Source organism: Piscinibacter defluvii, from assembly GCF_004011805.1.
Lineage (GTDB): Bacteria > Pseudomonadota > Gammaproteobacteria > Burkholderiales > Burkholderiaceae_C > Piscinibacter > Piscinibacter defluvii.
Genome location: NZ_RCHJ01000026.1, coordinates 75038 through 86693, shown reverse-complemented (window position 1 = coordinate 86693; position 11656 = coordinate 75038). Strand labels below are relative to the sequence as shown.

Annotated in this window: 12 protein-coding genes; 6 read left to right on the top strand and 6 right to left on the bottom strand. The window is 68.4% G+C overall.

From position 1 onward, the window contains the following. The 4 genes from D9C15_RS28950 to D9C15_RS28935 all read left to right on the top strand — a co-directional run. A partial coding sequence (locus tag D9C15_RS28950) for a tyrosine-type recombinase/integrase (RefSeq protein ID WP_205854938.1) occupies positions 1 to 341 on the top strand: 341 nt, incomplete at its 5' end. Between the two features lie 215 nt (positions 342 to 556). Further along, positions 557 to 1996, top strand: a complete 1440-nt coding sequence (locus D9C15_RS28945) for a tyrosine-type recombinase/integrase (RefSeq protein WP_128002733.1) — start codon at positions 557 to 559, stop codon at positions 1994 to 1996. Between the two features lie 83 nt (positions 1997 to 2079). Then, complete coding sequence (locus D9C15_RS28940; RefSeq protein ID WP_128002731.1) at positions 2080 to 2694, top strand: type IV toxin-antitoxin system AbiEi family antitoxin domain-containing protein; 615 nt, start codon at positions 2080 to 2082, stop codon at positions 2692 to 2694. Beyond that, positions 2691 to 3542: a nucleotidyl transferase AbiEii/AbiGii toxin family protein gene (locus D9C15_RS28935; protein ID WP_128002729.1), complete on the top strand. Its 852-nt coding sequence runs from the start codon at positions 2691 to 2693 to the stop codon at positions 3540 to 3542. The genes D9C15_RS28940 and D9C15_RS28935 overlap by 4 nt, the downstream gene beginning before the upstream one ends. A 244-nt stretch (positions 3543 to 3786) precedes the next feature. Here D9C15_RS28935 and D9C15_RS28930 read toward each other — a convergent pair whose 3' ends face one another. From D9C15_RS28930 to D9C15_RS28915, 4 genes are all read right to left on the bottom strand, one after another. Continuing rightward, entirely contained in the window at positions 3787 to 4758 is a 972-nt protein-coding gene (locus D9C15_RS28930) for a relaxase/mobilization nuclease domain-containing protein (RefSeq protein WP_128002727.1), read from the bottom strand. Further along, a complete protein-coding gene (locus D9C15_RS28925; protein ID WP_128002725.1) occupies positions 4755 to 5267 on the bottom strand; it encodes a hypothetical protein in 513 nt (170 codons plus the stop codon). The genes D9C15_RS28930 and D9C15_RS28925 overlap by 4 nt, the downstream gene beginning before the upstream one ends. Positions 5268 to 5588: 321 nt before the next feature. After that, the gene (locus D9C15_RS28920; protein ID WP_128002723.1) at positions 5589 to 6485 is read right to left on the bottom strand and encodes a ParB/RepB/Spo0J family partition protein; all 897 of its coding nucleotides are present in this window, start codon (positions 6483 to 6485) and stop codon (positions 5589 to 5591) included. A gap of 603 nt (positions 6486 to 7088) precedes the next feature. After that, positions 7089 to 8105, bottom strand: a complete 1017-nt coding sequence (locus tag D9C15_RS28915; RefSeq protein ID WP_128002721.1) for an AraC family transcriptional regulator — start codon at positions 8103 to 8105, stop codon at positions 7089 to 7091. 200 nt (positions 8106 to 8305) lie between these two features. On the opposite strand from D9C15_RS28915, the gene D9C15_RS28910 reads away from it, so the two are divergent. After that, entirely contained in the window at positions 8306 to 9400 is a 1095-nt protein-coding gene (locus D9C15_RS28910) for an alpha/beta hydrolase (RefSeq protein ID WP_128002719.1), read from the top strand. A 44-nt stretch (positions 9401 to 9444) separates the two neighbouring features. Beyond that, positions 9445 to 10218: a carboxymuconolactone decarboxylase family protein gene (locus D9C15_RS28905; RefSeq protein WP_128002717.1), complete on the top strand. Its 774-nt coding sequence runs from the start codon at positions 9445 to 9447 to the stop codon at positions 10216 to 10218. 71 nt (positions 10219 to 10289) lie between these two features. Here the strand turns inward: D9C15_RS28905 and D9C15_RS28900 are convergent, their stop codons facing one another. Together D9C15_RS28900 and D9C15_RS28895 are read right to left on the bottom strand one after the other, a co-directional pair. Continuing rightward, positions 10290 to 10802 (bottom strand): cyclophilin-like fold protein, encoded by a 513-nt coding sequence (locus tag D9C15_RS28900; RefSeq protein WP_240668638.1) that lies wholly within the window; start codon positions 10800 to 10802, stop codon positions 10290 to 10292. A gap of 4 nt (positions 10803 to 10806) precedes the next feature. Beyond that, the gene (locus D9C15_RS28895) at positions 10807 to 11655 is read right to left on the bottom strand and encodes an SMP-30/gluconolactonase/LRE family protein (protein ID WP_128002715.1); all 849 of its coding nucleotides are present in this window, start codon (positions 11653 to 11655) and stop codon (positions 10807 to 10809) included. Position 11656: the final 1 nt, after the last annotated feature.

Here is an 11656-nt window from a genome sequence, read left to right as displayed (position 1 = left end):
GCGAGGCCGGCATGCCCGACCTGCACGTGCACGACCTGCGCCACACCGTGGGCATGCGCCTGCGCGAAGCGGGCGTGCCGGAGAGCACGGTGGCCGACATCCTGTGGCACAGCAACGCGTCGATGACCCGCCACTACAGCGTGGCGCAGATCGTCGAGTTGCACGCGGCGCTGGAGAAGATCAAGGAAGACTCAGGCCGCTGGAACAAGAGCCTGGCGACCTTGCGGCGCGAGCATGAAGAGGCGAAGCGGGTGGCGCTGGAGGGCGAAAGTCACCCAAAGTCACCCAAAAGTCACCCAGCAAAGAAAAACGGGTTAGCCCTTGCGGAGCTAACCCGTTGATCTAGAACGATGTTCTGGCGCGGCTGGCAGGATTCGAACCCACGACCCCTTGGTTCGTAGCGCATTAGAACGAGACCTCCCGGGATCTTCTGGGACTGCAAATTCCTTTGTAGATCAATAGCTTAGTCTCTACACTTCATCTCAGTCCATCCCGGATTTGCCCGCAAAATCCCGTTCCCGGTGGACCCCTGGGTGGACCCCTGGAGAAGTGCGAGATGACCCGCTACCCCAAGTCGGGCCGCGGCCGGAAGTGGACCGTGGCGGAGCTGAAAGCCATCCCGCCGGACTGGCGCGGCGACGCGCTGCGCGACGGCGACGGACTCGTCGGCGCCGTGCGCTCCATCGCCAGCGACAGCGCGCCGCGCGTGCACTTCCGCTACGAGTACAAGCGCGACGGCAAGAAGGCCTGGCACTACTGCGGAACCTGGCCGGCGACGTCGCTCGACGCGATCCGCCGCGCACGCGACGACGCCCGCGAGACGCTCCGGCGCGGCCTCGACCCGAATGCCAAGCGCGAGGCCGACCGCATCGAGGCGCGCGAGCAGGTGAAGGCCACGCTCGCGGCCGAGGAACGTCGCCGCGCCGAGGACGCCTCCGTGCAGGACCTCTACGACCAGTGGATCCGCGACGGCGTGCTGCGCCGGGACGGCAATGCGGCGCTGAAGCGATCGTTCGAGCGCGACCTGCTGCCGGCGCTCGGCGCCAAGCCCGTGCGCATGGTGACCGAGCACGACGTGCGCGGCGTGCTGCGTGCGCTGGTGGCCCGTGGCGTCAACCGCACGGCAGTGGAGGTCCACCGCAACATCAAGCAGATGTTCCGCTGGGCCGAGAAGCGCCAGCCCTGGCGCCGACTGCTGCAGGACGGCAACCCCGCCGAACTGGTCGAGATCGCGAAGATCGTCGATGCCGACTACGACCTGAGCAACATCCGCTCGCGCGTGCTGAACGACGACGAGATCCGCGAGCTGCGCGACCGCTTCGAGCAAATGGCACGCGACCACGACGACGCGCCCGACAAGCGCCGTGCCGCGCGCCCCGTCGAGCCCGAGACCCAGGCCGCGCTGTGGCTGTGCCTGTCCACGCTGTGCCGCATCGGCGAGCTGCTGATGACCGAGTGGCGGCATGTGGACTTCGAGGCCGGCACCTGGTTCGTGCCGAAGGAGAACGTGAAGGGCTCGCGTGGCAAGAAGCGCGATCACTTCGTCTACCTGTCGCCCTTCGCGCTGCGCCAGTTCCGCGCGCTGCAGACACGCACCGGCAAGACGCGCTGGTGCTTCCCCGGCCGCGACGGCGAGTCCCACGTGGACGTGAAGTCGGTGAGCAAGCAGGTCGGCGACCGCCAACACCGCTTCAAGCGGCGCAAGGCCCTGCGCAACCGGCGCAACGACAACAGCCTGGTGCTGTCGGGCGGCGAGAACGGCGAGTGGACGCCGCACGACCTGCGCCGCACCGGCGCGACGATGATGCAAGCGCTAGGTGTGATGCCCGACGTGATCGACCGCTGCCAGAACCACGTGCTCGCCGGCAGCCGAGTCCGGCGGCACTACCTGAAGCACGACTACGCCGACGAGACGAAGCAGGCCTGGGCGAAGCTGGGCGCTGCCATCGAGGCGGCGCTGGCGCGGCGACTGCGACTGGTGAGCGGGTCGACGTGACGCGACCATCAGGTTCAGGCGCCGTTGCGCCGTTGTGTTTTATCGGAGTTAAGAGATAATCTCCTAGCTTTTGCAACATCCACATGACTCTCTCGAGTTCGACGCACGAAGCCCAAGTGCTGCGCCTGGCAAAGCTGCGCAGACTGCTGCGCGCCCGTGACCTGGCCGCACACGGGCTGCCGACGGTGGCGCTGACGCGCCTGGTGCAGGCCGGAAAGCTCGAGCGGCTCGCGCGCGGGATGTACGGGCTTCCGGGGGCATCCGTCAGCGAGCACCGGTCGCTGGCCGAAGTGGCGCTGCGGGTGCCCAAGGGCGTGGTCTGTCTGCTCTCGGCACTTCGCGTGCATGGCATCGGCACGCAGGCGCCCTTCGAAGTGTGGCTCGCGCTCCCGCACCGCGCCGCCGTGCCGAGGCTTGCGCAGCCGCAGCTGCGCATCGTCCGCATGTCCGACCGTTCCCTCGGCGACGGGGTCCAGCACATCAAGGTGGACGGTGTTGCCGTTCCCGTGTTCAGCGCTGCCAAGACGGTGGTCGATGCCTTCCGCTTCCGCAACAAGATCGGCGTCGACGTCGCCATCGAAGCGCTGCGCGACGGCTGGTCGAAGCGGAAGTTCAGCATCGACGAGCTGTGGCGCCATGCCGAGGCAGGCCGCATGACGCGCGTGATGCGGCCCTACATCGAGGCCATCACGGCATGACCGGCAACCGTGCTGCGTCGATCCGGGCCCGGCTCAAGCAGCGTGCCGACACGACGAAGGAGGACTTCAACCTCGTCCTCACGCGCTACGGCATCGAGCGGCTGCTGTATCGCCTCGCGACCTCGGAGCACGCGGGCCAGTTCGTCCTGAAGGGCGCTCTGCTCTTCGCGCTCTGGTACGGCCAGCCCCATCGCCCGACCCGCGATGCAGACCTGCTCGGATTCGGCCCCGACGACCCACAGCTCCTGGCCGAGGTGTTCCGCGCGATCTGCGCGATGCCAGCGGACGACGGCATCCAGTTCGACGCTGCATCCGTCCGCGTCGACACGATTCGAAAGGAAGCCCGCTACGGTGGCGTGCGGGTCGACCTGCAGGCCACGCTCGACCACGCGCGCATCGCGCTGCAGGTCGATGTCGGCTACGGGGACGCCGTGACGCCGGCGCCGCCGACGATGGATTACCCGAGCCTGCTGCCGGACGTGCCGACCGCACCGCTTCGCGTCTATCCGAAAGCCACCGTCGTGGCCGAGAAGCTGCACGCGATCTGCGTTCTCGGCATCACGAACAGCCGAATGAAGGACTACTTCGACCTCGACCTGCTGCTGCAGGACGATGCGGTCGACGACGGCGAATTGCGCCGCGCCGTTGCCGCGACCTTCGAGCGCCGGCATTCACCGCTGCCGGCCGACCTGCCGATGGGGTTGAGCGACGCCTTCGGCGCCGATGCCGGCAAGCGCACGCAATGGGCGGCCTTCCTGCGCAAGAACCGGCTGGACGCCGCAGATCTCGCAGTCGTGGTCCGTCGACTGCGCGAACGCGCGGCTCAGATCGGCATTCCGACACCCTGACGGCTCCGCGCCGTGCGCGGAGTCAAGGGCGGGCGCAGCCCGGCGCCAGCGCACCCTTGACGCTGCGCGCGACGCCTCATGCTGACGAACCGGGGCAGGCTGCCCCCAGCGGCCTGCCCCCCCGAGCCCGTCCGGCGGCGAGGACAACGGATCGGCGTCGGCCCCGAGCACGGTTCAAGCCCTCGGACGAATCGACACTTCATCCGAGGAGTCGAAACGCGCGACGCCGCCCAGCGTCCAAGCCTCAGCGCTCCCAGCCGGGATCCGGGCGCGCCTTTTGTGGCATCGTGCGCTCCAGCCCCGGCAGTTCCCGCTGAGGCTGCTTCTCCGGCGGCTTGTAGCGCACGCCCGGCAGCCAGCGGGCGTAGTCGACGACCGCCCGGCCCAACTCGCGGTCCGCCAGCTCATCGGAGGACGCGAGCGCCTTGGCGATCTCGCACCAGGCCTGCGCGGCGTGGCGCCGGGACGGGGTCAGCTTCGTCTCGGTGCTGCCAGTCTCCGTGGCCCGCCCCTGCTCCCGCGCCTTGCGCCGCCACAGGCGCTCGTTGTGATGGCGGCTGCCGCGCGTGACCCGGGACGAGGCTTCGGCCTCGATGCCCCAGCCACGCAGCTTTTCCGCGAACACCTCGCGCCAGCGCCGCAGGTCCTGCTTGCGCGGGTTGAGGCGCCGCCCATCCCGACCCTCCGCGCGGACCGCCAGATGGACATGGGGGTTGGCCTGGTGGGTGTGGAGCACCATCGCGAAGCGGTGGTTGCCCAGCTCGGCCGCGGCGAACTCCCGCGCCGCGTTGCGCACGATCTCGGGCTTCGTGCCGGCCGGCATCGACAGCATGATGTTGAACGCCTCGCGCCGCTCGCTGCGCTCGGGGATGCGACCACCGCCGCAGCGCCATTGATCGAGCAGGTCACGCAAGGCTTCGGGCCCATCGCGCACCACGCCGCGGTCGTCTTCGAAGGGCAACCGGCCCGACTTGCTGATGTAGCGCAGGTGCGCCGCGATCGCGCCCATCCCTCGGCCGCCGCCGGTCACCTTGACCATCACCTGCGGCGCATGCCGGACTACGATGGCCTGGATGCGGCGACGCACGGCGCTCGCTCGCGCCTGCACCGCAGGGCCGCCGAGGACCGGCGTGCGGCCGTGGACGATCCGGTTCGAGCCGTAGAAGAGCCGGTCGCCCCACTGCACCAGCACGCCGTCGATGCGGTTCACGGTCATCGTATGTCCTCAGGGTCGGCGACCAGCCGAGAGGCCAGGTCGATGTGCCGCCGCACGTCGGCCTCGAGGCCGCACATGCGGTCGCCGAACTGGCGTGCCGCCTCGGCACCCTGGGCCAGGCGGAGCAGCCGGATCAGCGCATTGATGTCGCCGGCCAGCGCGGCGAGCTGGTCGCACGACTGCCGCAACGCCCTGCGGTCGGCGTCACGCTGCGCCACCGGTGCCGGCAGGGGCGTGCCGGTCACGAGATGGCCGACGTACTCGCCGTAGCTCAGCCCCAGCGCGCGGGCCTTGAAGATCAGCACCTGTGCCTCGCGTTCGTCCATGCGCAAGTGGAGCTTGGCGACGCTGCGCGAAGGAGAGGCCGGCACGTCGAGCTGCTCCATTGCGGGCGCATTGGGGCCGGTGGCTGCGACGAGTGCCTGCCGGGCGAAGGCGGCGACGGTCTGCCCCCGCCCTGTCGCGGCAGTCCGCACGGCATCGCCGATGCCGCGCAGGTCGATCGTCACGCGGTCACGCGATGAGCCCGCCATGGCGAATCCACCGATGCCACACGCAGCATGGCATCCACTTTGTGGCGGCCTGCCTATCCTGCCCTACATTCGAAAGGAGTCTCTTGGCGCTGCTCGACTTCTCTGTCGCGAACCTTCGGACGGCAAGCTCACCCACAATATGCGCGAACTGACCAATTGGTGAGCCGAGACTGATCCGTAAGTGACCCGAAGCCGGATCAAGGGTGAACCAAGGGTGAGCCGTATCCGAGCCGAAAGCGACGCACAGGCGACGCCAAAGCGACGCATAGGCGCCGCCGAGGCAAGCGCGCACCGGCCTCATGGGGTCTGACGGTCAGACCCGAGGGCCGACCAGCCAGATAGCGCCGACACCTTCGCGTGCAGATCCGCCAAGTCGGCGCGGTCACCCTCGGTCGCCGGTAGCTCGATGAGAGCGAGCAGCTTCTCCAACCGGTCGCATGCTGCAATCGCCTGCGCGATCAGCCGCGTCGAGCGGGATGTGCTGGCCGGGTCCACTCGAGCGCGCAGAGTCGCCACCGCCTCGCGCGTGATGGCCGCCGACCCTTCGAGCAACTGCTTGACATGCTCGGGCTGCCGATCGTGGAGCCTGCTCAACTCGTGGAGCGTTCGAGGCGATGTGCATCGGCCGAGCTTCAGCGCATCGTCAAGCACCGGCGGCAATTCCAGCAGCGACAGGTGATGCGCGACAGTGGTCAGGTTCATCCCGAGCTGCCTAGCGATCGTCGTCTGCGAGTCGCCTGCATCCATCTGGTCGCGGATGAAGCGCGCCATATCGAGCTGCGAGAGGTTGTGACGTCTTTGGTTCTCAGCCACCTGCGCATAGCGATCGGTGGGCGCATCGCGGACGATCACCGGAACTTCCTGTAAGCCCGCAAGGGCCGCTGCGCGCAGTCGCATGGCGCCGAAGTGAAGCATGTGGCGGCCATTTGCATCGACGGGACGCACCACCAGCGGCACCAGGATGCCGCGCATCCGGATGTCGGCTACCAGTTCTTCTATTTCTTCACCGGAGAATCCGGCGCGCGGGTTCGCAGGGTCTTCGTCGATCTGCGCGATGGGAACGAAGCACGGGCGGCCCTTAGATGAGGTCGCTGGTTCGGGCTTGGCACGTAGCGGCTCGGCGGGCGGGCGCGCGGGTGCGTCGCACAGCAGGTCAAGCTGGGTCGAATTCGATCGGGGCCGGGGCTGGCGCATGCGCGCATCGTGCCGCTGTGCATGCAGGTGCGGAAGACGGGCTCTACGAGCAGGGCATGCGCCCCGGGAGGTGTCACCGGGTCTCGCGCTAGCCCAGGAAATCTCGCAAGACACGCACCGCCGAAACGAAGGGTTTCACTTTCAAGGTCCTCACCGCCCACGGTGCCCGCGTCTGCAGGTCAAAGGCTGGAAAGAACCAGCGGAAAGAAGTCCTGCAAGTTGCCATCATCGGACTGGCAGCTGTGCGGCGGCGGTCCGTCCGCCCTGCAGAATCGACTCACCCTCGCCGCTACCAGGCAGTCGCTCAGCTCGGCAGTCGGCGCGGGGCCAAGTGGTCGCTGTCGGGGTGCAACAGTCACCGAACCAAGCCAACCATGCCTTGGTCATTGCGCCGAAGAAGCTGGCCGCCGAGCGCTGCGCCACACTGCCGCACCGACGCAGATCGCGCGGGAGTGACTGCCGACCAAGAAGCCGCGGATTGTGGCGATCCCGGAGACGACCAAGTAACCCCGGTTGGACGAGAGCATCGGCGCGTCGTCGATAGCCCCCCTTTTCTTGTGATGACCTGCAGTCGATCGGCACCATGCCGGGCATGATCGACGTTCAGGTCGCGCGCGACCCCGCGGCGCGGGCGGTGCTGGTCGGGTGCTGACGCCGCGCTGCCGCTGCCCCGCGCGACGCCAGGCCGCCAACCGACGGCCGCAGCGCCTCGACGTCCCGCCGCGGCGGCGCGCCGAAGAACCGTGCGTACTCACGGCTGAACTGCGACGGGCTTTCGTAGCCGACGTTGAACGCCGCGGTCGCGGCATCGGTGCCATCGCTGAGCATCAGGCGCCGCGCCTCGTTCAGCCGCAGCCACTTCTGGTACTGCAGCGGGCTCATCGCGGTGAGTTGCTTGAAGTGGTGGTGCAGGCTCGACGGGCTCATCTGTACCCGCACGGCCAGTTCGTCGATGCGCAGGGGCTCGGCGTAGTGCAGCTTCAGCCAGTCGATCGCGCGGGCCACGCGATGATTCTGGCTGCCGACAGCGACGATCTGCCGCAGCCGTGCCGCCTGGTCGGTGGCCAGCAGCCGGTAGTGGATCTCGCGCTGGATCAACGGGGCGAGCACCGCAATGGCCGCCGGTTCGTCGAGCAGTGCCAGCAGGCGAACGAAGGGGTCCAGCAACGCCTCGGTGATCGACCCGACACCGACGCTCGTCCGCGGCGAGCGGGGCGAGCGCGGCGACGACAGTGCGTCACCGTCCTGGGCGATCAGTTCCGCCAGCAAGCGAATGTCGAGCCTGAGGCCCAGGCCGACGCAAGGCTTGCCCGTGGAGGCCTCGATCACTTCCGAATTGGCCGGCAAGTCGACCGAAGTCGTCAGGAAGCGCTCGGCGTCATAGGCGTAGCCCTCGCCGCCCACCAGCAGTCGCTTGGCGCCCTGGGCCACCATCACGATGCTGGGCTCGATCATGCAGACAACCGGGCGCGCCGGCGCCTCGCGACGGAAGAGAGTGAGAGCAGGAATGGGAGTCGCGCAGTCCGCCATGCCCTGCGTGTGTCGGTCGATGACCCGTGCCACCTCGGCCTGCATCTTCGCGATGCGGCTGCGACGGTGTTTCTCGGAGGAGATCTGCATGGGGATGGCCACGTGAACGACGACGAAGGGTAGCCGAGTCCGGTAGGCGAGTCCCGCTTCGTGGAGGATCGGGCAAGAACCATGCAGGAACGATCTACCCCTCGAAGGACCGGACCGGAAGAATGACCGGCATGCATCAACAGCTGCTCCGCGGCAAGCCGCCCGGGGTGCCACACGTTCAATCTTCCGGAGCCGTCCCCATGAACACCTCGTTGTCTCGCAAGCATTTTCTTCAAGGTTCCGCCGCGGCTGTGGCCGCTGCGCTCGTCAACCCCCGAGCGGCCGTGGCGAACACTGCCGCTGCTTCAACAGGAAGCCCTGCCATGCAGCTGACTCAGGCCTGGGACAAGACCTTCCCGAAGAGTGCCAAGGTCGATCACCGGAAGGTGACGTTCAAGAACCGCTACGGCATCACGCTGGCCGCTGACCTCTACGTGCCCCGCAACGCCGGCGGCCGCAAGCTGGCCGCGCTGGCCGTGAGCGGCCCGTTCGGTGCGGTGAAGGAGCAATCGTCGGGGCTGTACGCGCAGACGATGGCCGAGCGGGGCTTCGTGACCGTCGCCGTCGACCCCTCGTTCACCGGCGAAAGCGGCGGCGAGCCGCGCCACGTGGCCTCGCCGGACATCAACACCGAGGATGTCAGCGCCGCGGTGGACTTCCTCGGGTTGCAGCCCTTCGTCGACCGCGAGCGCATCGGCGTCATCGGCATCTGCGGCTGGGGCGGCATCGCCCTGAATGCCGTGGCGGTGGACAAGCGCGTCAAGGCCGTGGTGGCCAGCACCATGTACGACATGTCGCGCGTCATGTCCAAGGGCTACAACGACAGCGTGACGGCCGAACAGCGCGCGCAGACGCTGGAGCAACTGAGCCGGCAGCGTTGGCAGGATGCGGAGAAGGGAAGCCCGGCACTCGGCCCTGTCTACAACGAACTGAAAGGCGGCGAGCCTCAGTTCATGGTCGATTACGCCGACTACTACAAGTCGCGCCAGCGTGGGTTCCATCCGCGAGCGATCAACTCGAACAGTTCGTGGACGCTCACGACCCCGCTGTCCTTCATGAACACGCCGCTGATGACCCACATCGCGGAGATCTCGCCGCGCCCCATCCTGTTCATCCATGGCGAGAAGGCCCATTCGCGCTATTTCAGCGAAACCGCCTACGCGGCCGCCGCGCAGCCGAAGGAACTCATGATCATCAAGGGCGCCAGCCACGTCGATCTGTACGACCGCATGGACAAGATCCCGTTCGATGCGATCGCCGCCTTCTTCGACAAGTCACTGAACCGACCCGCCTGACCACGTCGGAAGGAAAGTACGTGACCGGATGGAGAAGGTGAGCGATGAGCAGTACCACGGCAAGTGAGCGGATGACGCGCCGCGCGTTCGTTGCGGCGGCATCGGCGGTCGCCGCGACGGTGTCGAAACCGGCGCTGTCGGCCACGCCCCAGGAGCCCGCGACCATGCCCCCTCCCAGGGCCCTGTCCGCCCGGCAGCAGGCGATCGCACCGATCACCGCGGCGGCGGCCGTGGGCGACATGCCGCGCCTGGGCGCCGCGCTCGCGCAGGGGCTCGACGCCGGGCTGACGATCAGCGACACCAAGGAGATCCTGGTTCAGCTCTACGCCTATGCCGGCTTCCCGCGCAGCCTGAACGCCCTCGGCGAGCTGATGAAGGTGCTGGAGGCGCGCCGCCAGCGCGGCGTGCAGGACGCGCCGGGTCGTGAACCCGTGACCCCCATCCCCACCGGCAAGGCGCTGCTCGCGCTGGGCACCGCGAACCAGACCCAACTGATCGGCGCACCGGTCAGGGGGCCGCTGTTCGAGTTCGCGCCCGCGATCGACGAATACCTCAAGACCCATCTGGTCGGCGACATCTTCGCGCGCGACAACCTCGACTGGCAAAGCCGTGAGCTGGCGACCGTGGGCATGCTGGCGGCAATGCCGGGCGTCGAGTCTCAGATGCAGTCGCACATCCGCGTCAGCCTAAACGTCGGGCTGAGCCCGGAGCAGTTGCGCGAGGTGGCGCAGGTGCTGGCGCGCGGCGGCCAGCCCGACGCGGCGCGGCGCGTGCACGAAGCACTGGACCGGGTGCTCGCCGACGCCGCAGAACGGTAGGCGCGACCGCGAATGCCGCGCAGCGCGTGCTGCTCGGGCTGGCTGCCAGCATCCGGTGCCGAATGTTTATGTCAGTCCAGCGCGAACCCGATGCGCTGGCTGCCCGGCCCCAATGCCTCCACGAGCCCATGCACCTGGGTGACGCGTCCGATTCGCGTGTAGCTGTAGCTCGACGGAAAGGTCTTGTAGAACACCACCAGGGTGTCGCTGCCGTAAAGCATCACATCACCCGTCCGGATCGTTCCCGGCCGTACCGCGTTGGTCGGCAGGCTCCGCGGCAGCCGCACGTGCTTCTCGTTGTCGTTCAGGTCGGGCATGTCGAGGGTCAACGGGAGCATCTGCGCAAACGCCCGCGCGGTCGGGTTGTCCTCCAGCGTCACGGCAAAGCGCTGCGCGCCGCCGATGATCATCCACATCCGGGTCTTCTCCTGGGCCGCCGGGGCAGCCTGTTCGCGTCGGGGGTCGCCTGCGGCCAGGCTGCCCACGCTGCCGATCGCGAGCGCTGTCGCCAGCCCGAGCCAAGCCGCATGGCGCCAACGTCGGCCACTGCGATCAATCGATGAGCACAAGACGATCCCCTTCACGGCGTCACCAGGGTGACGGACCTTCGACGGCCACCGGCACGCTGAAGACCGCCGCGCGCCGCTCGAGCGCCACCAGCTGCGGCACCGTGCCTCGATAGACGGTGCAGAACAGCGTGCGGCCGTCCGCGCCGCCGAGCGTGCACGAGACGCCCCGGCCGTCGAAGGCGATGACGTCGGTGATCGTCCCGCCGTCGAGCACGCGCACGAACTCGCCGGTGTTGAAGCAGCCGACCCAGAGGCCGCCGGCCGCGTCGGCGCAGAGGCCGTCCGGCTCGCGCGCGCCGAGCTCGGCGAACACGCGTCGCCCGACGAGCAGGCCCTGCTCGTCGATGTCGAACGCGGTCAGGCGGCCGGCCCAGGTTTCGGCCACGACGAGCGTGCGCCCGTCGTTCACGATCACCGAGCCGTTCGGAAACTCCACGCCACCGGCGGCCACCCGGATCGAGCCGTCCGGGTCGACACGATGGATGTCGGTGTTGCGGCGCGGCTCACCGGCGTCGTAGTCGTAGCCGAAGTTGCCGACGTAGACGCGGCCGTGCCGGTCGATCGCGAAGTCGTTGACGTCGCCCGCCGCGTGGGCGGACAGGTCGGCGTACTCGACGATCGACGTGCCATCGATGCGCATCAGCTTGCGGTTCTTCGACGACACGACGATCGGCGTGCCATCGGGCAGGAAACCCAGGCCCGAAGGGCGGTGCGGCACGCAACAGATCTGCTCGCGCGCGCCATCCGGGCCCAGTGCGTAGACGCGGTGGTCGAACACGTCCGACACCCACAGGCGGCCGGCATGCCAGCGCGGCGCCTCGAGGAAGACGAAGTCGTCGGCGAAGAGCGTCGGTTCGTGGCGTGCCATG

Excerpts from the sequence above, each read along its gene's own strand:
- D9C15_RS28945 (WP_128002733.1), top strand. The coding sequence starts at position 557 with ATGACCCGCTACCCCAAGTCGGGCCGCGGCCGGAAGTGGACCGTGGCG.
- D9C15_RS28940 (WP_128002731.1), top strand. The coding sequence starts at position 2,080 with ATGACTCTCTCGAGTTCGACGCACGAAGCCCAAGTGCTGCGCCTGGCA.
- D9C15_RS28935 (WP_128002729.1), top strand. The coding sequence starts at position 2,691 with ATGACCGGCAACCGTGCTGCGTCGATCCGGGCCCGGCTCAAGCAGCGT.
- D9C15_RS28930 (WP_128002727.1), bottom strand. The coding sequence starts at position 4,758 with ATGACCGTGAACCGCATCGACGGCGTGCTGGTGCAGTGGGGCGACCGG.
- D9C15_RS28920 (WP_128002723.1), bottom strand. The coding sequence starts at position 6,485 with ATGCGCCAGCCCCGGCCCCGATCGAATTCGACCCAGCTTGACCTGCTG.
- D9C15_RS28915 (WP_128002721.1), bottom strand. The coding sequence starts at position 8,105 with ATGCAGATCTCCTCCGAGAAACACCGTCGCAGCCGCATCGCGAAGATG.
- D9C15_RS28910 (WP_128002719.1), top strand. The coding sequence starts at position 8,306 with ATGAACACCTCGTTGTCTCGCAAGCATTTTCTTCAAGGTTCCGCCGCG.
- D9C15_RS28905 (WP_128002717.1), top strand. The coding sequence starts at position 9,445 with ATGAGCAGTACCACGGCAAGTGAGCGGATGACGCGCCGCGCGTTCGTT.
- D9C15_RS28895 (WP_128002715.1), bottom strand. The coding sequence starts at position 11,655 with ATGGCACGCCACGAACCGACGCTCTTCGCCGACGACTTCGTCTTCCTC.